Origin of the sequence: Microbacterium sp. LCT-H2 (assembly GCF_001866135.1) — a bacterium.
GTDB lineage: Bacteria > Actinomycetota > Actinomycetes > Actinomycetales > Microbacteriaceae > Microbacterium.
On record NZ_MODW01000002.1, the window covers coordinates 152,867 to 173,544 of the forward strand.

A 20,678-nucleotide genomic window follows, 5' to 3' on the forward strand; every position below is an offset into this window, starting at 1 on the left:
TCCGTTCAGGAGATCCGGGCCCGCAGCATCGCCAGCTCCTCCTCGCTGAAGAGCGAGCGCGGGATGGCGGTGGCGACCGAGGAGTCGCGCACCTTGAAGATCACGGCGTCCCTGCCGACACGGAGGCTCTGGAACGTGCGGTACGGGATCTCGGAGCGGCGGCGATCGCTTCCCAGCTGCAGCCTGTCCTCGTCCAGCGCGACCCAGACCACGCTCTCGACCGGCATCGCGGTACGGACGGCCCTGCGGGCGCTCGAGGTGGTCAGGATCACCGCGTAGGCACCCAGCGCCACCGTCATGGCGGGCAGCCAGGCGACGATCGTGCTGACCTCCGCTCCGCGGGAGAGGAGGGCGTTGAGCGTGAAGACGGAGAGGACCAGTCCGGCGGCGAGTGCGACCCACATCACGATCGCGACGGGTCTGGTTAGGGAGTACACGGCGGCGTCACGTGCCATCCGCCGCAGCAGGCTCTCATCCACGGTCACAGAACGGTGCGGCATCCGTCCATCCTTCCACGCGGCCTCATCCGATCGACATCGGCAGCGAGCGTCCGGCGAGGCCACGGCCCCGTCGGGCGAGGCCGGCGGCCATCGTCCGGATCGCCTGCGCGGCGGCGTCGTCCGGCGCGGAGGTGACGACCGGGACGCCCTCGTCCCCGCCCTGACGGAGTGCCGGACTGAGCGGGATGGAGGCCAGCAGCGGCACCGGCGCGCCGGGCTCGGACAGCGCCTCCGCGACCGCTGCACCGCCGCCCGCACCGAACAGGTCGACGACGGTGCCGTCGGGGAGGGTGTACGCGGACATGTTCTCGATCACGCCGATCACGCGCTGACCGGTCTGGCGCGCCACGAGTCCGCTGCGGATGGCCACGTCGGAGGCCGCTGCCTGGGGAGTGGTGACCACGAGCACCTCGGCGTGCGGGAGGAGCTGCCCGATCGAGATGGCGATGTCGCCGGTGCCCGGCGGCATGTCGATGAGCAGGACGTCGAGGTCGCCGAAGAAGACGTCGGTGAGGAACTGCGAGACCGTGCGGTGCAGCATCGGTCCGCGCCAGGCCACGACGGACTCCCCGTCGCGGAGGAACATCCCGATGGAGATGGTCTTCACCCCGTGGGCGACCGGCGGCAGCATGAGGTCGTCGATGCGCGTCGGCTGCGTGCCGGCGGGGATGCCGAGCAGTCCGGGGATCGAGAAGCCGTGCACGTCCGCATCCACCAGGCCGACGGCGAGGCCCTGGTCGGCGAGGGCGACCGCGAGGTTCGCGGTGACCGTCGACTTGCCGACGCCGCCCTTGCCGCTGGAGACGAGGATCACGCGGGTGAGGGAATCCGGCCCGAAGGGCATGTGCCGTGCCGGGCGTCCCGCGCGAAGCCGCTCGGTGAGGGCCTTGCGCTCGGCCGGGGTCATCACCCCCACCTCGACCTCGACGTCCGTGACCCCGGGGACCGCGGCCGCGGCACCGCGCACGTCGCGCTCGATGCGGTCGGCGGCGGGGCATCCGACGATTGTCAGCACGATGCCCACACGCGCCACCCCGTCCTCGACCGAGATGTCGCGCACCATGTCGAGGTCGCCGATCGGTCGCCGCAGCTCCGGATCGGTCACCGCCGCCACCGCGGCCCTGACGTTCTCGGCCGCGGTCATGAGGCGGTGCCGCCCGCGGGCTTCTCCTCGGCGTCGCCCAGCTCGGCCAGCAGGGCACGGAGCTCCTGCCGCAGCACGTCGCGGGTGACCACCTGCGCGTTGCGCTCTTCCAGCGACATCCGCAGCGCGACGATCTCGCGGGCGAGATACTCGGTGTCGGCGAGGTTCCGCTCGGCGCGCTGCCGGTCCTGCTCGATCTGCACGCGGTCGCGGTCGTCCTGGCGGTTCTGCGCGAGGAGGATGAGCGGCGCGGCGTACGAGGCCTGCAGTGACAGCATGAGGGTGAGCGCGGTGAAGCCCAGCGCGGCGTCGTCGAAGCGCACCTCGTGCGGCATCAGCGTGTTCCAGCCGATCCAGAGGATGCAGAAGAGGCTGAGGATGACGAGGAACGCCGGGGTGCCCATGGCGCGGGCGACCCACTCCGTGAAGCGTCCGAAGCGGTCGCGGGAGGTGGAGCGGGGGCGGGTGCTCGTCCGTCCAGGCGCGTCGAGGCGGGCGGCCCGCTCCTTGCGCGCCATCAGCGCGCCTCCGTCACGGGCGGAGTCACATCGTCGCTGTCGTGAGTGCGCCAGTCGTCCGGCAGCAGGTAGTCGAGCACGTCGTCGATGCTGATCGCGCCGACGAGGCGGTGGGCTGCGTCGATCACGGGCAGCGAGACGAGGTCGTAGCTGGCGAGCATGCGGGCGACCTCGGCGGCGGAGGCGGTGACGGGCACCGGCTCGAGGCTGTCGTCGAGGATGGCGCCGAGCCGCTCGTGCGGTGGATAGCGCAGCATCCGCTGGAAGTGCACGAGGCCGAGCAGCCGGCCGGTCGGCGTCTCGAACGGCGGGAGCGTGACGAACACGGCCGCGGCGAGGGCCGGGTGCAGCTCATGGCGGCGGATGAGCGCGAGCGCCTCCGCGACCGTGGCGTCGGCAGACAGGATGATCGGCTCCGGGGTCATCAGACCGCCGGCCGTGTCGGGGCCGTAGCGCAGCAGCATCCGCACGTCCTCGGCGCGCTCCGGCTCCATCCGCTGGAGCAGCTGCTCCAACTGGGCGGGCGGGAGCTGGGCGAGGAGGTCGGCGGCGTCGTCCGGTTCCATCTGATCGAGGATGTCGGCCGCGCGCTCCTCGCCGAGGCGGTCGAGGATGTGCACCTGCTCGTCCTCCGGCATCTCCTCCAGGGCGTCGGCGAGGCGGTCGTCGGAGAGCTCCTCCGCGACCTCGATCATCCGCTGCTGGGGGAGGTCGAGGAGCGTGTTGGCGAGGTCGGCGGCGTGCAGCTCCGAGTAGGAGGCGACGAGCTGCTCGGCGGACTGCGATTCGCCCGGTGCGTGCTCCTCGGTGACCTCGCTCCAGGCGGCGAACGTCGTCGGGCCCTTGGCGAACGGCGACGCCCCGGTCTTCGGTCGGCGCAGGAAGAGCTGGCTGATCGCCCACTCGCCGAGGCGGTTGGGCTCGATCGCGACATCCTCGATGACGGCAGTGCCGCTTCCGTCCGTGAGGCTCACGCGTCGGCCGAGCATCTCCGCGAGGACGCGCACCTCGCCGGCGCGCGGCGAGAAGCGACGGACGTTGATGAGCCCGGTGGTGATGACCTGTCCGGACCTGATGGATGTGACTCTACCGATCGAGAGGAACACGTGGCGGCGGCCGGGGATCTCCACGACCAGTCCGATCACGCGCGGGGCCGCGGTACTTCGATACACGACGACGACGTCCCGGACCTTGCCGAGCCGGTCGCCGACGGGATCGAAGACGGCGCACCCGGCCAGGCGCGCGGCGAAAACCCGTTGTGTGCTCACCCGACCAGCGTAGCCCGCGGCGTGCCGGGACGGCGGTCGCGGCGGTCGCTCGGCCGGACGCGGGGCACGACGTGGAAGAATAGCCGGATGAGCATGCTGAATCGCCCCGCGAGCGGCACGGACACCGGTGAGATCGTCGCCTCCATGCGCGACTACGAGAGCGCGCAGAAGGCGGTGTCGAAACTGATCGCCGGAGAGGTCCCCGCGCGCGACATCGCGATCGTCGGTCAGAGCGTGCGGACGGTCGAGCGGGTGACCGGACGGCTCGGCTATGCTGCGGCCGCACGGTCGGGAGCGATCAACGGCATCCTCATCGGCCTGTTCCTCTCGGCGATCCTCGTCCTCGGCAATCCCGAGGTGCCGATCCAGCTGTTCGTCGGCTTCGTCCTCATCGGCGTCGCCGTGGGCATGCTGCTGAGCCTGATCACCTACGCGATCGTGCGCCGCCGTCGGGACTTCGCGAGCGTGACGCAGTTCGCCGCGGATCACTACGAGGTGACCGTGCAGCCCGGTTCGCTGGCGAAGGCGCGCCAGGTCCTCGGTGCGCAGCGCGTCGCCCCGGTGCGTCCGCCGGTGAACCTGGACGAGCCGCCGAAGTACGGCGAGCGGATCCCGGCCGGCTCTCCCCAGCCCTCGCCTGAGCCCGCACCGGCGCCTGAGCCTGCCCCGGCGCCTGAGCCTGCACCGGCGCCTGAGCCTGCACCGGCGCCTGAGCCCGCGCCCGAACCGGGACTTCCGCCGCGACCCGCCGACCCGGAGACCGGCACCCCCGGATCGGTGAGGTGACCCCGGAGCCCACGCCGGTCCGCATCGAGGTCGCACTGCCGACCGGTACGACGACGGTGTCCGCCGACTGGACGCCGGGCACCGGTGACGATGTCGTGCTGATCGCCCACGGGGCCGGAGCGGGGAAGGACCACCCCTTCCTCGTCGGGTACGACCGCGCACTCGTGGCGCTCGGGTACACGACGCTGCGCTTCAGCTTCCCGTACGCCGAGCAGGGACGCCGCATGCCCGGTCCGGCCGCGCACGCCGTCGCGACGTGGCACGCTGTGGTCGCCGAGGCCCGCGCGCGAGCGCCACGAGCCGCCGTGTGGGCCACCGGGAAGTCCTATGGCGGGCGCATGGCCTCCCAGGCCGTGGCAGAGGGCCTCGTCGTGGAGGGCCTGGTCTATCTCGGCTACCCGCTCCATCCGCCCGGCCGCCCGGACAAGCCCCGGGTCGCCCATCTGCCGTCGATCACGGTCCCGCAGCTGTTCATCGAGGGCACGGCGGATCCGTTCATCCAGCCGATCGCCCAGCTCGACGACGCCGTCGCCGGCTGCCAGGACGCCCGGGTGCACTGGGTCGAGGGCGGCGGGCACTCCTTCGAGGTGAAGGGGCACCGGCGGCCCCCTGCCGAGGTCGGCGCGGACATCGCGTCCGTTGTGGACGCCTTCGTCGCAGCACGACGGGGCTGATCCTCCTCCGAATCGGAGAAACCGGCCGAACCGCGTAATGAACGGCCGGCTCCCGCATCTCTTCCGTGGGAGGCGGCCGCAGGTCTTCGGGGGGAGACACGGCACCGGCACGGGCACCATGCCGGGGGTGGCTCCAGGGATCCTCGGGGGAGGCCCCTGGTCGACCTTCGTCTCCGCGGAGGGGGAACGGGCCGCCGGTCTGGGGAGAGCGGCGGCCCTCCGTCCTCCCCAGCCTCGGCTCAGCGGCTGCGGTCCGAGCTCAGCGCTGCAGACGGGCCATCCACGCCTCGACCTCATCGGCCGTGCGGGGGATGTCCGCGGAGAGGTTGACCGGGCCGTCCTCGGTCATCAGGATGTCGTCCTCGATCCGGACGCCGATGCCGCGCAGCTCGGCGGGTACCGTGAGGTCGTCGATCTGGAAGTACAGCCCCGGTTCGATCGTGAAGACCATGCCCGGGGTGAGGATGCCGTCGTAGTACATCTCGCGGCGCGCCTGCGCACAGTCGTGCACGTCGATGCCGAGGTGGTGCGACGTGCCGTGCACCATGTAGCGCCGATGCTGGCCGCCCTTGTCCGCGTCCAGAGCTTCCTCGGCGGTGACCGGGAGCAGGCCCCACTCCGCGGTGCGGGCGGCGATCACGGACATGGCCGCCGCGTGGACATCGCGGAAGCGGGCGCCGACCTTCGCCGCGGCGAGGGCGGCGTCGGCCGCCTCCCGCACCGTCTCGTAGACGCGGCGCTGCACCTCGGTGAACGTCCCGGACACCGGCAGCGTGCGGGTGATGTCGGCGGTGTACAGGCTGTCGGCCTCGACACCCGCGTCGACGAGGATGAGGTCTCCGGGGATGACCGTGCCGTCGTTGCGCGTCCAGTGCAGGTAGCAGGCGTGCGGCCCGGACGCGGCGATCGTGTCGTAGCCCTCGCCGTTTCCATCCTCGCGGGCGCGCCGATGGAAGACTCCCTCGACGACGCGCTCTCCTCGGGCGTGCGCGACCGCGGCCGGGAGCTCGCGGATGATGTCGTCGAAGCCGCGGGCGGTGATCTCCACGGCCCGACGCATCTCGGCGATCTCGAAGTCGTCCTTGATGAGACGCAGCTCCGAGACGAAACGCGTGAGGGACTCATCCTCCTCGAGGACGAGCTCGCCGTCGAGCGGGGCGAACTCGTGCAGGTGCGCCGTGGCCACCTGCAGGTCGGCGGCGACGCCGTCCAGCGACGGACGCGGACCGATCCAGAACTCGCCCACCGTGGCGTCGGCGTAGAACTCCGTCGTCGTGCGGTCGGCGCGCTCGCGGAAGTAGAGCGTGACGTCGTGCCCGTCGTCCGTCGGCTCGAAGACGAGCACCGAGTCCGGCTCCGCGTCGGACCCCCAGCCGGTGAGGTGCGCGAAGGCGGAGTGCGCGCGGAAGACGTAGTCGGTGTCGTTGCTGCGCTGCTTGAGCGAGCCGGCGGGGATCACGAGCCGCTTGCCGGGGAATGCGGCCGAGACGGCGGCCCGGCGGCGCTCGGCGTACGCCGCCTGGGCGCGCGGCGCGGGCAGGGTATCCGGACGCTCGGCCCACCCGGTGGAGATGGTGTCGAGGAACCCCTGCGGGAAGGGCTGCTTGCGATTGGTCGAGCTGTTCTCGACGGGGGCTTCGACGGTCTCGTCAGCGATGGTGTCGTTTTCTCCGGTGCTCATCCGTCCAGTCTCTCACCTGGACGCGCCAAGCGCGGATCAGCCGGTCGGCTCGAGCTGCACGATGAGGGCGCGATGATCGCTCCCGCCGGCATCTTCGAGGACAGCGGACCCCGTGGGCCGCCAGTTGGGGGACGCCATCACGTGGTCGATGGGGGCGCCGGCGAGGGCAGGGAACGAGCTCGGCCAGGTTCCGGACATCCCGTTCCCGGTCCGGGAGGCAGCGTCGCGGCAGTACCCCATGTCGCCGCCGTCGACGCCGAGGGAGGCCATGTGATCGACGGTGGCGTTGAAGTCGCCGGCGAGGATGAAGTCACCCGCGGGGCACTGGTCGGCGATCCACTGCAGATCGCTCTGCCACTGCTGCATCTCCTCCATGCGCGGCGCGACCGCGTGCACGGCGACGATCGTGGGGCCATCGCCGTCGATCGGCATCAGCACGGCGCTGGGCACGGATCCGGTGTTGTTGCTCCCGTCCTTCGACGACTCGATGACGGAGTACTCGCCGAGCTCGGGGGCCACGAGGACCGTCGTCTGCCACGATTGCGGGCCGTCCTCCACGTCCGGGCGGAACTGCACGTGGTGCACCCACATCGGATGCCCCTGCTCGCGGAGCATGAGCGCGATCCGCTCGCCGACCTCCTCGGTGGTCTCGGGCAGCGCCACCACGTCGGCTTCCTGCTCCAGGATCTCCTGGGCGATCTGCTCGGCGGAGACGGCCTCACCCGCGGTGTTCCAGGTGAGCACCCGCAGGCTCGTGTCGGTTCGCTCGGGAAGGGCGGTCACGCCGAACCCCCGCGTCGCTCCGATCACCCCGGTCGCGCCGGCACCGAGCAGGGCGACGATCAGGATGGACGCCGCGAAGCCGCGCAGCGGCCGGGCGAGCAGGAGCAGCAGCGCCAGCACCGCGATGATCAGGAATCCGCCGAGCACGAGCCCGCGGGCGGCGACGAGCTGCGCGAACGGGTACGTCTGCTCGAGGTTGAAGAACTGCGGCCACACCACGACCGCCGTCGCGATCGCGAAGAGCACGGTGAGCAGGATCCCCAGGAGTCGAAACATCCCCTTCAGCCTAGAAGCGTCGCCTGTGAAGTCCCTGCCTCGCGCCCGGCCCGTCGCCGCGATCGGGGTCCCGGAATCCGCGCCACGCGCGTCGGCGCTCGGTACGCTCGGAGGATGCCCGTTCCGCCCGCCGGTCCCGCCGATCTGCACCTGCACTCCAACCACTCCGATGGCACCGAGGCGCCGGGCGAGGTCATGAGACAGGCGCATCGACACGGCGTGCGGACCGCCGCGCTCACGGACCACGACCGCACCACGGGCTGGACGGAGGCCGGGGACGCCGCCGTCGCCCTGGGCATGACCTTCCTTCCCGGGATGGAGCTCTCCGCCAAGCACGAGTGGCGCAGCGTGCACGTGCTCGGCTACCTCTTCGATCCGGACGACGCGGCGCTGCGGGCCGAGACCGACCGGATCCGGAACGACCGCATCGGGAGAGCGGAGCGCATCGTCCGCAACATCGGCCGCGACTATGACCTGCATTGGGACGACGTCCTGGCCCAGACCACGCTCGACGCGACCGTCGGCCGCCCGCACATCGCCGACGCACTGGTGGCGCGCGGCATCGTGCGTGATCGGGGCGAGGCCTTCGACGGCATCCTCCACCCGCGGGAGGGGTACTACGAGCCGCACTACGCCCCGGACCCGCTGACCGCCGTGCGACTGATCACCCAGGCGGGAGGTGTGGCGATCATCGCCCATCCGGTCACGGCCGGCCGGGACCGGATGATGCCGGTGCCGTACATCGAGCGTCTGGTCGACGCGGGGCTGGCCGGGTTCGAGGTGGACCACCGGGAGAACACGACCGCCGGCAAGAAGCTGCTGCGCGAGCTGGCAGCTCGGCACGACCTCATCGTCACCGGGTCCAGCGATTACCACGGCACCGGAAAACCGAACGTGCCGGGGGAGAACACCACCGCGACGGACATGGTCGCCCGGATCATCGATCGCGCCTCCGGCTCCGGCCCGCGGCGTCCCTGACTCCGGGGGACTGTCGGCGGTCTCCCGGCGTTCTGTCGAAACGGACCGATACGGTCCGAGGCATGCAACGTGCCACCTCGCTGGAGCGCCGCGTCGATGCGACCGCTCGCCGACTCCTCCGTGCGGTGCCGACCTCGGGCTTCCGTGCCGGGCTCGCCGAGTTCGTCGTGTTCGTGCTGAAACAGGCATGGGCGTGCGTGTTCGGGGCAGCCTTGCTGGTGGTGATCGTCGCGGCCCGCCTCTGGTATCCCGACGACGCGGCACTGGCCCGCAACGATGCACTGACGATCGCGGCCGTCCTGATCCAGGTGGCGATGCTCGTGTTCCGCCTCGAGAGTGGACGGGAACTCTGGGTGATCGTGCTCTTCCACATCACCGGCACCGCGATGGAGCTGTTCAAGACCGACGTCGGCTCCTGGGCGTACGCGGCCGACGGCATTCTCCGCATCGGCGGTGTCCCGTTGTTCAGCGGTTTCATGTATGCGGCCGTCGGCTCGTACATGGTGCGCGTGTATCGGCTCTTCGACCTCGGGTTCACCCGCTACCCCCGCCGGTGGGTGACGGCTGTCCTGGCGGCCGCCATCTACGTCAACTTCTTCACCCACCACTGGTGGTGGGATGCGCGCTGGGTGCTCTTGGCAGCGGTCGTCGTGCTGTGGCTGCCCACGATCATGCATGCGCGCGTATGGCGCCGCACCATCCGCCTGCCGCTGCTGGCCGTCTTCGCCGGAGTGTCGGTGTTCATCTATCTGGCCGAGAACATCGGCACCTGGGCGGGTGCCTGGGCGTATCCCGACCAGGCGGATGTGTGGCAGCCCGTGTCCCTGAGCAAGCTCAGCTCGTGGTTCCTGCTGATGATCATCTCGGTCGTGCTCGTCGCCTGGGTCTACCCGCCGCAGGTCCCGGCTGCACTCCTGGAGAACGAGGGGCGCCGCACGGAAGACCGTGCGGCGCCCCTCGGACGATGATGATGCGGATCAGGCGCCCGTGACGGGTGCCGCTCCGGTGCCGGAGCCGCCGCGACGACGGCGGCGACGACGTGCCGGAGCGGGCTTGCCGTCGTGGTGCTCCTTGCCGGCGCCGTCGTGCGTGCCGGCACCCTCGGCGCTGCGGTCGGCGGCCTGCGCGGTCGAGCCCTCGGCGGAGCCGCCCTCGCTCGCCCCGTCGGCGAAGGTCGAGCCGACGGGCGTGGAACCCGTGCGGCGGCGGCGACGGCGGCGCGTGCCGCCCTCCGCGGAGCCTTCGGCGGCGGCATCAGCGGCGCGCTCCGGACGACGGGTGCGCTCGGTCTTGACCGCCTCCTTCTTCGGAGCGCTCACGAGCCGCCCCTTCGTCCCCTCGGGGATGTCGAGGTCGGTGTAGAGGTGCGGGCTCGAGGAGTAGGTCTCGATGGGCTCGGGCTGGCCGAACTCAAGGGCACGGTTGATGAGGGCCCACTTGTGCAGGTCCTCCCAGTCGACGAACGTGACGGCGATGCCGGTCTTCCCCGCGCGGCCGGTACGTCCCGCGCGGTGCAGGTACGTCTTCTCCTCGTCGGGGATCGTGTGGTTGATGACGTGCGTGACGTCATCAACGTCGATGCCACGCGCGGCGACATCGGTCGCCACGAGGACGTCCTTCTTGCCCGCCTTGAACGCGGCCATGGAGCGCTCGCGCTGATCCTGGCCCATGTCGCCGTGCACGCCGCCCACGTTGAAGCCGCGGTCGGTGAGCTCGTCGACGAGTCGCTGCGCCGCACGCTTCGTCCGCGTGAAGATCACGGTCTTGCCGCGTCCCTCGGCCTGCAGGATGCGGGCGATGACCTCGTCCTTGTCGAGCGAGTGCGCGCGGTAGACGAGATGCTTGATGTTCGCCTGCGTCAGACCCTCGTCCGGGTCGTTGGCGCGGATGTGGATGGGGCTGGTCATGAACCGCCGCGCGAGCGCGACGATCGGACCGGGCATGGTCGCCGAGAAGAGCTGGGTGTGCCGCACTGCCGGCACCTTCTGGAAGATCTTCTCGATGTCGGCGAGGAAGCCGAGATCGAGCATCTTGTCGGCCTCGTCGAGCACGACCTCGGTCGCGTTCGAGAGATCGAGCAGGCGCTGGCCGGCGAGGTCGATGAGGCGACCCGGCGTGCCGACAACGATCTGCGCCCCGGCCTTGAGCTGGTCGATCTGTCCCTCGTAGGCCTTGCCGCCGTAGATGGCGACGACGCTCGTGGAGCGGTTGCTCGTGAGGAGGTCGATGTCCTCGTAGACCTGCACCGCAAGCTCGCGGGTGGGGACGACGATGAGGGCCTTGACGCCCGGCTCTGGGTCCTTCCCGAGTCGCTGCACCACCGGGATGCCGAAGCCGAAGGTCTTGCCGGTTCCGGTCTTGGCCTGCCCGATGATGTCCTGCCCCGGGAGGCCGAGGGGGATGGTCTGCTCCTGGATCGGGAAGGCATCGACGATGCCCTTCGCAGCCAGTGCGTCGACGATGTCCTGATCGATGCCGAGTTCGGCGAAACTTGTCACTGTTGTTCAGATGCCTGTCCGGCGACCGTGCGATCGCCTCGTAACGGAGCCACGCCGTCTCGTGTGCCACAGGCGCGGGGCCCCGCTCCGACGGCGGGGACACGCCCAGCCTACCGGAGCGGGGGCTCGGGGCAGGGAGGACGTCGTCGCCCGAGTATTGTGAACGACGTGGCCGACTCGGGAGGAACACCTCGTGGTTAAGTGGTTCTGGCAGCGCGATGCCGCGCCGCGACGCACCCTGGCGCTGCGCAGCCGGGGCGAGCAGAGCGATGCGACGCGCGTCGACTTCGCGGAGTTGGCGCCGGAGCTGGACCGGTTCCTCGGCCAGGCGGCCTACCTGCAGCTGGGCTACTTCGAGACGCTGACGCGGCTCATCCGCGCGACTCCCGAGCTGGCCGAGAAGGAGTCGCTGTCCCGGGCCGCCGGCGCCGCGCTCACCAAGCACCGGGGCATCGTCGACATCATCGCGGCACGCGGTCAGGACCCGACGCAGCTCATGCTCCCGTTCCGCGAGCATCTGGACGCGTTCCGGCGCAAGACCATCGGGGCGCGCCCGCGTGAGACCCTGCTCGCCGTCTACATCACGGCGGGCATGCTCGACGACTTCTACCTCGCGCTCGCCTCGAGCTACGGCGAGACAGGGCGGCGCGTCGCCGAGATCCTGCGCGAGGACGATGCGCGCCACGAGATCGTCGCGATCATCCAGGAGACGATCGAGAGCGACGAGGAGTGGCGTTCGCTGCTGTCCATGTGGGCACGGCGTCTCGTGGGCGACACCATCCTCGTCTGCCGTGCGGCGCTGCGGCCGGAGGTCCTCGCCGTGGAGGAAGCCCGCATCGAGCCGGTGTACACCGAGCTGATGGGAGCGCACGCCCGACGCATGGATGCGATGGGACTCGCGTCCTAGCTCAGATCCCGAGCGCGGCCTTCGCCTGCGCGTCACCGCGTCGACGCGCGGCGGTGAGCGCCCCGGTCACCAGCGCCGCGACCACCGCCGCGCCGAGGATGCTCGCGAGCCATAGCCAGACGCTGTCCTCGCCCACGCCGGCCCATTGCAGGCTCGTGTAGACGATCGCCGAGACGGCGGTCGCGATCGCCGGGGCGAGGGCGACGCCACGGCGTTCGCGACCGCCGATCAGGAAGTGCGCGGAGATGCCGAGAACGCACGCGCCGACGAGGGCGAGGAGGATGTACATGCGCGGGTCAGGCGACGAAGCCCACGCGACGCGACTCCTCGGTGCCCAGCTCGATGTAGGCGAGGTTCGCGGTCGGCACGATGTAGGAGTTGCCCTTCACATCGGCGAAGCTCAGGTGCGAGGCGCTCTGCTCGAGTGCCGCGGAGACCTGGGTGCGGACCTCGTCCGCCGTGGCAGCGGTGTCGAAGCTCAGCTCGCGGCCGGTGTTGATGATGCCGATGCGGATTTCCACGGATGCTCCTTGAAGGTCGTCGGACTCGGCCAACTCTATCGCGCGGCGAGCAGCGGAGACCGGCGACGGCGGCCGTTTCGCCCTGAGCGCACATCCGGTGACGGGCCTCGCCCCCGACGCCGATGTCCGCGCCTCCCGATAGCGTGGAGGGATGATGTCGGATGCCGCCCAGCGAGCCGTGATCACGGCGTCGCCGACCGCGTCCGGCGTCGTGATCGGCGCCCCCGGCACCGGTAAGACGCGCACGCTCGTCGACCGGGTCGTGCAGCTTCTCGAGGTCGAGGGCATGCAGCCGGAGGAGGTGCTGGCGCTCACCCCGAGCAGGCAGGCGGCGACCGCGCTGCGCGACCGCATCGGCGTGCGCATCGGCCAGGCGACGCCGGGCCCGCTGGCCCGATCGCTCGGGTCGTTCGCATTCCAGCTCGTGCGCGGCGCGATGGTCCGGGAGGGGGCTGAGCCTCCGGCGCTGCTCACCGGCGCCGACCAGGATCGCATCATCGCCGAGCTGCTGGCGGGCGACGTCGAAGACGGTCGGATCGTCTGGCCCCCGGCGCTCAGCGAACCCGTCCGTGCGTCGAAGGGCTTCCGCTCCGAACTCCGCGCCTTCCTCGCGGAGTGCACGGAGCTGGGGGCGAGCCCGGCGGAGCTGCGTGCCACCGGTGATGCGGTCTGGACGGCGGCCGCCGACTTCGTGGAGGAGTACCGCACCGTGCTCGACGCCCTGCGGTCCGCCCACCGCGACGCCGCCGACCTCCTCGCTGAGGCGGCGGGGATCCTCCGTACGGCGGACGCCGCGACGCTCGGAGCGCTGGCACCCCTGCGCGTGGTGCTCATCGACGACGCCCAGGAGCTGACGCGCGGCGGGATCGGCGTGGTGCGCGCCCTGCTCGACCGCGGCATCGCGGTCCAGGCCTTCGGCGACCCCGACATCTCCTCCGGCGCCTTCCGGGGCGCGAGTCCCGAGCTGTTCGCCCAGCTCGCCGGTGCGCTCGGCACCGTGCACGTGCTCGACGGCGCCCATCGCCAGCGCCCGCTGCTGACCGCGCTGACGCGTACGGTGACGCAGGCGATCGGCGTGTCCGGACGGGTCGAGCACCGCCGCCCGCCCGCCCCGGTCGCGGGGGACGACGAGGCCGAGGTCTCGACCTTCCTCGCGCCGTCGCCCTACGAGGAGTTCGATCGCATCGCCGGGGTCATGCGCGACTGGCACCTCAGCGCCGGCATCCCGTGGGACCGGATGGCGGTCATCGCCCACGACACCCGTCAGGTGACGGCCCTGGAGACCGAGCTCGCCGCGCGCGAGATCCCGACGAGGGCCGCTGGAGTGCAGCGCCCGCTCGGCAGCGAGGGGATCGTGCGCGACATCGTCGGCATCGTGCGGCTCGCGTTGACCCCGGACGAGGAGCGCACGGTTGGGGCCTGGGAGGAGGCGCTGCGCACACCGTTCGGGGGCATGGACGCGATCGCGCTCCGGCGGCTGCGCGCGCGGCTCCGCCACCTCGAACTCGGGCAGGGCGGCTCGACTCCGGCGCGCGAGCTCCTGCGCGCGGCGATGTCGGAACCGGCCACCCTCACCCTCATCGACGCTCCGGAGTCACGGACCGCCGAGCGCTTCGCCGAGACCGTGGCGGGCGTCGCCCGTGCCGCGGCGGAGGGCGAGACGATCCATGATCTCCTGTGGCGCATCTGGGAGCAGGCCAGGGCCGTCGACGGGCGGCGGCTGCAGGTCGCGTGGCGGGAGATCTCGCTGCTGCCCACCGGCGCCGAGACCGCGCGGTCGCTCGACGCCCTCGTGGCCCTCTTCGACGCGGCCAAGCGCTTCGTCGAGCGCACCCCGAACGAGCGCCCGGAGGTCTTCGTGCGCGACATCCTCGACAGCGAGGTGCCGGAAGACACGCTGTCGTCGCCCGAGCGTCCGGGCACGGTCACACTGCTCACGCCGGCCACCGCGCTCGGCACGGAGTTCGATGCCGTGGTCGTCGCAGGGGTCCAGGACGGCGTCTGGCCCAACGTGCGGCTGCGCGGTGGGCTCCTGCAGACCTGGCGGCTGGCGGACACGGTGACCGCGGCCCGCTCCGGCCTGCCGGCCCAGGTGCCGGATGTCCTCGACCGGCGCCGCGCCGCGCTCCACGACGAGCTGCGGCTGTTCGTACGGGCGATCTCGCGCGCTCGCCACCGGCTGCTCATCACCGCCGTCGACGACGACGATCTGACGCCCAGCGCCTTCTTCGGGTTCCTTCCGCCGCCGGAGCCGCCGGAGCGCCATGCCTCCGCGGAGCACCCGCTCACGCTGCGCGGGCTGGTCGCGCGATACCGTCGGGTGCTCACCACGACGCCAACCGAATCCGCGCGGCGCGAGGCGGCCGCCCAGCTCGCCGTCCTCGCCCGGGAGGGGGTGCCCGGAGCTCATCCGCACGACTGGTACGGGGTCACGGCGCCGTCGACGGCTGCGCCGCTGCGCGATCTCGCCGCGAACGGGGCACGGGTGTCTCCGTCAGCTGTGGAGTCGTACGAGGAGTGCGGCCTCAACTGGGTCGTCTCGGCCCTCGGAGGTGACACCGTCATGCCGCCGACGGCCGGTATCGGCACGATCATCCACGAGGCGATGGAGCGCGTTCCGGACGGCGACCTCGAGCGCATGCGCGAGGTCGTCGAGGAGCACTGGCCGGAGCTCGACTTCGAGACGGCGTGGATCGGTCGCAAGGAGCGCCGTCGCGCCGACCTGTTCGTCGACCGGTTGCACAGCTATCTCGGGGAGGTGAGGCGAGACGGCGGTCGTATCCTCGGCAGCGAGGTGGAGTTCCGGTTCGCCGTCGATGTGTCCGGTGCGACCGCCGAGCCCACCGTGCACCCGGTGGGCGAGGACCGCGGTCACCGTGCCATCGTGCACGGCTACATCGACCGGGTCGAGGCGTACCCGCCCGGGGCGGGCGAGCATGGCCCGGCCCGCGGCCGCGGCTGGCAGTCGATGGCCGGCGGGCCGGAGGGGACCACGGTGGTCGTCGACCTCAAGACCGGGAAGACCGATCCGGAGTCGGACGGCGGCGTGGTCGCTCACGCCCAGCTGGCGGCCTATCAGATCGCGGTGCAGGAGGGCCTCGTGCCGGGGGCCGCGCCGGCCTCGCTCGGGGGCGCGCGTCTCGTCATCGTCTCGAAGACGTTGGCCAAGAGCGACTACCGGGTCGCGCACCAGCACGCGCTGGACGGCGAGGCCCGGTCGCAGTTCCTGAACCGGGTCGCCGAGGTCGCCCGCGGCATGTCGGCGGCGAGTTTCACGGCCCAGGTCGAGGCGCACTGCGCGGACACGCAGCGCCGAGTGCATCCGTGCCGCATCCACACCGTGCCGGCGGTGAGCGCATGACCGCAGGAACCCCGGACGCCGTGCTCTCGGCGACCGATATCGCCGCCGCGCTCGGACTCCCGACCCCGACTCCCGCCCAGCAGCAGGTGATCGAGGCCCCGCTCGAGCCCGCTCTCGTCGTCGCCGGGGCGGGCAGCGGCAAGACGGAGACCATGTCGGCCCGGGTGGTCTGGCTCGTCGCGAACGGGCTCGTCCGCCGGGACGAGGTCCTCGGCCTCACCTTCACCCGCAAGGCGGCGGGGGAGCTGGCGGAGCGCATCGGCGCCCGCCTCGCCGTCGTCGACGAGTACGGTCGGCGGGGCCTGCTCCCGCATCTCCCGGAGATCGTCGCCGGAGAGGCGCTGCGTCGGGTGGCGGGGGCCGCGCCGGGGCGTCAGCGGGAGCTCGTGCGCGCCCACGTCCTCGACGACCTCGCGCGGCACTACGGCACGGGCGAGGAGTCCGGCGCGGTCCGCACGGCCGAGGACCTCCTCATCCGCCCTCGCGTGTCGACCTACAACGCCTTCGCGGACGGCATCGTCCGCGAGCACGCCGCGCGCATCGGTCGGGACCCCGATGTGGCGATGCTCAGCCAGGCAGCGTCCTGGATGCTGGCGCGGGAGGTCGTGCTCCGCAGCGACCTCCCGGAGCTGGAGGAGGTCGACTACGCCCTGGGAACGGTCATCGACGCCGTGCAGCGGCTCGCCGGCGAGGCTCTCGATCACCGGGTCGACCTCGCGGACGCCGAGCGCCTCGCCGCGGCGCAGGCCGCGGCGTTCGAGCCCTACCGCTCCCACGCCGACGTCGAGAAGGCGGCGGTCAACCTCCGAAGCCTGTCGACCCTGACCCGTCTGGTCCGCGACTACATCGCCGAGAAGGACCGGCGCGGGGTGCTCGACTTCGCCGACCAGGTGTCCGGCGCGTTCGACATCGTCGAGTCGGCCCCGGATGTCCGCGCCGAGCTCCGCGAGCAGCATCGGGTCGTGCTGTTGGACGAGTACCAGGACACCTCCGTGATCCAGACGCGCTTCCTCGCGGAGCTGTTCCGCGACACGGCCGTGATGGCCGTCGGCGATCCGCATCAGTCGATCTACGGCTGGCGCGGGGCCAGCGCCGACAACCTCTACGCGTTCCCCCGGTCGTTCTCGAGCGCGGGAGGGGTGCGCACCTACAGCCTCATGACGAGCTGGCGCAACGACCGGAGCATCCTCGATGTCGCCAACCGGGTCCTCGAGCCGCTCCAGCGTCCGGGACTCGACGTCCCGCCGCTGGAGCCGCGGCCGGGCGCGGGGGAGGGCACGGTCGGCGTGCGCTACCCGTTCACGGTCGACGATGAGGCCGCCGAGGTCGCGGCCTGGTTCGCCGAGCGCCGCGCCGCCCACGACGCGACCTCGGCCTCCCCGCACACCGGCGCGATCCTGTTCCGGTCCAAGCGCCACATGCAGACCTTCGCCGGCGCGCTCGCCGCGCGGGGGATCCCGCACCGCATCCTCGGACTGGGCGGACTCCTCGCCACGCCCGAGGTCGTCGACGTGGTCTCGACGCTGCGGGTGGTGCACGATCCGACCGCCGGTTCGGCGCTGATCCGGCTCCTCACCGGCCCCCGCTTCGGCGTCGGGGTGGCCGATATGGCGGCGCTCTACGAGCTGGGGCGCGCGCTCGCGGAGCGCGACACCGCCCTCATGCCCCTCCCTGAGGAGGTGCGGGCGCGGCTGCGCTCCTCCCGTGGCGCCGATGAGGCCGTCTCCATCGTGGACGCGGTCGACATCGTGCGAGCAGTGCGCGACGACTATCGCCTGCTGGAGGGCATCACCCCGGAGGGGCGCGCCCGGATCCGGGCTGCCGGGGAGATGCTGGAGCGCCTGCGCCGCGCGTCGTCCCAGCCCATCCCGGAGCTCATCCGGCTCATCGAGCTGGAGCTCAGGCTCGACATCGAGCTCGCCGCCAACGAGACACGAGGACCGGCGCGCGTCGCGGCCACCCAGTTGCGCGCGTTCGCTGACGAGGTGCGCGCGTTCCTCGCCGCCGATGAACGTGGCACGATCGGCAGCCTGCTGGCCTGGCTCGACAAGGCGGAGAGCACCGACGAGCTGATGCCGCGTCCGGAGCCGCCGGAGCCCGGGGTCGTGCAGCTGCTCACGATCCACGGGTCGAAGGGCCTGGAGTGGGATGCCGTCGCGGTCGTGCGCCTCGTCATCGACGAGCTGCCGGGGCGTGTGTCCGACACCTCCGGGTGGTTCGGGTTCGGGGTCGTGCCCTTCGCGCTGCGCGGAGACCGCGACGCGCTTCCGCGCTTCACCTGGGATCCGGAGGAGGCGATGGAGGGCGAGACCGATCCCGGCAAGCGGCAGAAGCTCGCCCAGGCATCGCTGTCCGGCGGCGCGACGAAGGCGAATCCGCACGGCGGCGCCCTCAAGCGGTTCAAGGACGCCTACCGGGAGTACCAGCGACAGGAGGAGCGTCGTCTCGCCTACGTGGCGATCACCCGCGCGAGGAGCGACCTGCTGCTCAGCGGGGCGCACTGGGCGGGCCAGAAGGCACCACGCACCCCGAGTCCGTACCTGCAGGAAGCCATCGACGTCCTCGGACTCGACGAGATCCCGCCGGTCGATCCGGATGAGAACCCGTACGACGGCCCCGGGGCCACGCTGCACTGGCCGCTCGATCCGCTCGGCGGGCGGCGTGGGGTGGTCAGTGCCGCGGCCGCGGCCGTCGGAGAGGCCCTCCAGGACGACGCGATCGTGCCGACGGAAGAACTGCGTCGGCTGCTGGACGAGCGCGCAGCCCGCCAACGCGGGACGGACGCGCAAGCTCCCACCCGCGTGCCCGCCTCCCGGTTCAAGGACTACGTCACCGACTACACCGGCACCCTGTCCTCGCTCGTGCGTCCGATGCCGGAGCGTCCGTACCGCCAGACCCGTCTGGGGACCCTGTTCCACGCGTGGGTCGAGCAGCGCTCCGAACTCGTCGGTGTCGGGACCCGGGTCGATGAGGCGCTCTGGGAGATCGACGAGGACCAGCCGGAGGGCGACACCGCCCCGGGCGCTCCCGCATCCGGTGCTGCTGCGGACGCCGCCGACCTCGCTGCGCTGCAGGAGACCTTCGAGCGGAGCGAGTGGGGCCCGTTGCAGCCGCTCGCCGTGGAGATCGAGATCGACTTCGCGCTGGGGGCCGGCCTCCCGGGCCTGCACTCAGCTACGGACGCGCACATCGTGATCTGCAAGCTCGACGCGGTGTACCGACGCGCCGACCGCGGCGGACGGATCGAGATCGTGGACTGGAAGACCGGACGGGCGCCACGGACGCCACAGGAGCGCGAGGAGCGGATGCTGCAGCTCGCCCTCTATCGGCTCGCGTACCATCGGCGCTTCGGCGTCCCGCTGGAGGACATCGACGTGGCGCTGTACTACGTGGCCGATGACCTCGTCATCCGCGGGGATCGCGTCTACTCCGAGGAGGAGCTCTTCCAGCGCTGGAGCGCCGCCCGCGCCGCGCGCTGAGCCTCTTCGGAGTCGTCGTCGTCCGCTGCCGGGGACGAGGCGAAGGCGGGCGACTCGCTTCGTCCGCTCCCTCGCGTCTCGGCGAACGCATGTGCGACGCCGGAGAGGTCTTCGGTCTCGATGCCCGCCACGGCGGCGCGGTGCTCCGCGTCGGGTTGAGACGGTGCTCCCGCAGGCGCATCCCGGTCGGCCGACACATCGACCGGGGCATCGCGGTCGGCGTCGTCCGCCTCCGCCGCCCAGAGCTCTTCGGGGTTGTAGGCGTCGGTCTGCATCGAGGTGTCCACCTCGGGAGCGGCCGCTGCCGGCACCCGGTCGAGCGCGTCCATCGCGGAGTCGACATCCGAGCGTCGATCGCCTGGCACGCCGAGGTCGTCATGGCGCAGGCCGTCGGCCAGAGCCTCGAGCAGCGCCGCGGCGTCCGCCACGATGTCCTCGCGCCGCAAGGCGTCGCCGTGGACGAGCCAGCGCGCGAACTCCAGTTCGGCGAGCAGGCGCGCGCGAACCTCGAGGCCGGCGTCGGGAGTGCGATCCATGGCGCGGGCATACGAGCCGTGCACGTCGGCCGCGGCGTCGGGAGCCGCGGACAGCCAGGACAGGTCGAGCGCCGGATCGCCGACGGCCAGACCGTGCCAGCCGATCACGCCGGTGACCTCGGGACCGCGCTCGGGATGATCGTCGAAGAGGAACGACGTGGCCTGCGCGCCGCCGAGGATGACCGTCGACTCGAAGCGCCAGAGGTCGTCGTCGGCGACCGCGTCCCGCCACCGCACCGTGAGGCGGGCGGGGACGCGTCCCGTGGCGGCCGCGGTGTCGACGAGCCGCTCCAGCTCGGCGCGGCTCTCCTCCGCGCTGCGCATCACCAGCCCGGCGCCGCGCACGACCGACGTCGGCAGTGCGTGCACGGCGGCGATCGCCGCACCCATGGACTCTGCGGCCCCGCGTCCGGCTGGCACCATCGCCGCTTCGATCTGGAAGCCGGGGAGCAGCTCGGTCACGAGCGCGCGCCCTTCGCCCACCCGGGTCTCGCCGATGTAGCCGGGCGCGCGGAACGGCAGCATGGCGCGGGCGCCGTCGGTGAGCGCTCGCAGCGCCAGGGCCTCTGCCGCCAGCTCCCGCGCCGCGTCGTCGTCGTCCGCCACGCGGATCGCGAGTTCCCGGCCGTCGGCGAGGGAGGCGACGGCGGAGTCGAAGCGCCCGTCGCCGTCCGCGGTGAGTGCCCGGGTGCCCGTGACCTCCGCGCCGGGAAGTGCGGCCGTCACCGCCGCGGCTAGAGTGAATGGAGAGCGTCCCATGCCCCCAGG

General features: G+C 71.9%; 17 protein-coding genes. 7 read left to right on the plus strand and 10 right to left on the minus strand.

The window, feature by feature from the left end; genetic code table 11:
* Positions 1–5: 5 nt before the first annotated feature.
* The 4 genes from BK819_RS05200 to BK819_RS05215 are packed head-to-tail and all read right to left on the minus strand — an operon-like array spanning position 6 to position 3,430.
* Positions 6–500 (minus strand): YcxB family protein, encoded by a 495-nt coding sequence (locus BK819_RS05200; RefSeq protein WP_071328212.1) that lies wholly within the window; start codon positions 498–500, stop codon positions 6–8.
* Between the two features lie 22 nt (positions 501–522).
* Complete coding sequence (locus tag BK819_RS05205; RefSeq protein WP_071328213.1) at positions 523–1,644, minus strand: Mrp/NBP35 family ATP-binding protein; 1,122 nt, start codon at positions 1,642–1,644, stop codon at positions 523–525.
* A complete protein-coding gene (locus BK819_RS05210) occupies positions 1,641–2,162 on the minus strand; it encodes a DUF1003 domain-containing protein (protein WP_071328214.1) in 522 nt (173 codons plus the stop codon). Before BK819_RS05210 ends, BK819_RS05205 begins: the two co-directional genes overlap by 4 nt.
* Positions 2,162–3,430 (minus strand): magnesium transporter MgtE N-terminal domain-containing protein, encoded by a 1,269-nt coding sequence (locus BK819_RS05215; protein WP_071328215.1) that lies wholly within the window; start codon positions 3,428–3,430, stop codon positions 2,162–2,164. The genes BK819_RS05210 and BK819_RS05215 overlap by 1 nt, the downstream gene beginning before the upstream one ends.
* 87 nt (positions 3,431–3,517) lie before the next feature.
* Between BK819_RS05215 and BK819_RS05220 the strand changes: the two genes are divergently transcribed.
* Positions 3,518–4,216 carry a general stress protein gene (locus BK819_RS05220; RefSeq protein WP_071328216.1) on the plus strand — a complete coding sequence of 233 codons (699 nt, stop codon included), beginning with the start codon at positions 3,518–3,520 and terminating at the stop codon, positions 4,214–4,216.
* On the plus strand, positions 4,213–4,890 hold the full coding sequence (locus tag BK819_RS05225; RefSeq protein WP_143049255.1) for an alpha/beta family hydrolase: 678 nt from the start codon (positions 4,213–4,215) through the stop codon (positions 4,888–4,890). Before BK819_RS05220 ends, BK819_RS05225 begins: the two co-directional genes overlap by 4 nt.
* 259 nt (positions 4,891–5,149) lie before the next feature.
* Here the strand turns inward: BK819_RS05225 and BK819_RS05230 are convergent, their stop codons facing one another.
* Positions 5,150–6,571, minus strand: coding sequence for an aminopeptidase P family protein (locus tag BK819_RS05230; RefSeq protein WP_071328217.1), 1,422 nt, complete (start codon positions 6,569–6,571; stop codon positions 5,150–5,152).
* Positions 6,572–6,607: 36 nt separating this feature from the next.
* On the minus strand, positions 6,608–7,630 hold the full coding sequence (locus BK819_RS05235; RefSeq protein ID WP_071328218.1) for an endonuclease/exonuclease/phosphatase family protein: 1,023 nt from the start codon (positions 7,628–7,630) through the stop codon (positions 6,608–6,610).
* Positions 7,631–7,744: 114 nt separating this feature from the next.
* Between BK819_RS05235 and BK819_RS05240 the strand changes: the two genes are divergently transcribed.
* Both BK819_RS05240 and BK819_RS05245 read left to right on the plus strand, forming a co-directional pair.
* A complete protein-coding gene (locus BK819_RS05240; protein ID WP_071328219.1) occupies positions 7,745–8,608 on the plus strand; it encodes a PHP domain-containing protein in 864 nt (287 codons plus the stop codon).
* Positions 8,609–8,670: 62 nt separating this feature from the next.
* Complete coding sequence (locus tag BK819_RS05245; protein ID WP_071328220.1) at positions 8,671–9,576, plus strand: DUF817 domain-containing protein; 906 nt, start codon at positions 8,671–8,673, stop codon at positions 9,574–9,576.
* 9 nt (positions 9,577–9,585) lie between these two features.
* On the opposite strand, the gene BK819_RS05250 is transcribed toward BK819_RS05245, so the two are convergent.
* On the minus strand, positions 9,586–11,106 hold the full coding sequence (locus BK819_RS05250) for a DEAD/DEAH box helicase (RefSeq protein ID WP_071328221.1): 1,521 nt from the start codon (positions 11,104–11,106) through the stop codon (positions 9,586–9,588).
* A gap of 193 nt (positions 11,107–11,299) precedes the next feature.
* Between BK819_RS05250 and BK819_RS05255 the strand changes: the two genes are divergently transcribed.
* Entirely contained in the window at positions 11,300–12,013 is a 714-nt protein-coding gene (locus BK819_RS05255) for a ferritin-like fold-containing protein (protein WP_071328222.1), read from the plus strand.
* 1 nt (position 12,014) lies between these two features.
* Here the strand turns inward: BK819_RS05255 and BK819_RS05260 are convergent, their stop codons facing one another.
* Both BK819_RS05260 and BK819_RS05265 read right to left on the minus strand, forming a co-directional pair.
* The gene (locus BK819_RS05260; protein ID WP_071328223.1) at positions 12,015–12,302 is read right to left on the minus strand and encodes a hypothetical protein; all 288 of its coding nucleotides are present in this window, start codon (positions 12,300–12,302) and stop codon (positions 12,015–12,017) included.
* Between the two features lie 7 nt (positions 12,303–12,309).
* Positions 12,310–12,534: a DUF3107 domain-containing protein gene (locus tag BK819_RS05265; RefSeq protein ID WP_025102974.1), complete on the minus strand. Its 225-nt coding sequence runs from the start codon at positions 12,532–12,534 to the stop codon at positions 12,310–12,312.
* Between the two features lie 151 nt (positions 12,535–12,685).
* Here BK819_RS05265 and BK819_RS05270 point away from each other — a divergent pair, with 151 nt between their 5' ends.
* Both BK819_RS05270 and BK819_RS05275 read left to right on the plus strand, forming a co-directional pair.
* On the plus strand, positions 12,686–15,895 hold the full coding sequence (locus BK819_RS05270) for an ATP-dependent DNA helicase (RefSeq protein WP_071328224.1): 3,210 nt from the start codon (positions 12,686–12,688) through the stop codon (positions 15,893–15,895).
* Entirely contained in the window at positions 15,892–19,374 is a 3,483-nt protein-coding gene (locus tag BK819_RS05275; protein WP_071328721.1) for an ATP-dependent DNA helicase, read from the plus strand. Before BK819_RS05270 ends, BK819_RS05275 begins: the two co-directional genes overlap by 4 nt.
* Here the strand turns inward: BK819_RS05275 and BK819_RS05280 are convergent.
* A complete protein-coding gene (locus BK819_RS05280) occupies positions 19,320–20,669 on the minus strand; it encodes a hypothetical protein (protein WP_071328225.1) in 1,350 nt (449 codons plus the stop codon). The two genes, BK819_RS05275 and BK819_RS05280, sit on opposite strands and share 55 nt — an antisense overlap.
* Positions 20,670–20,678 lie beyond the last annotated feature (9 nt).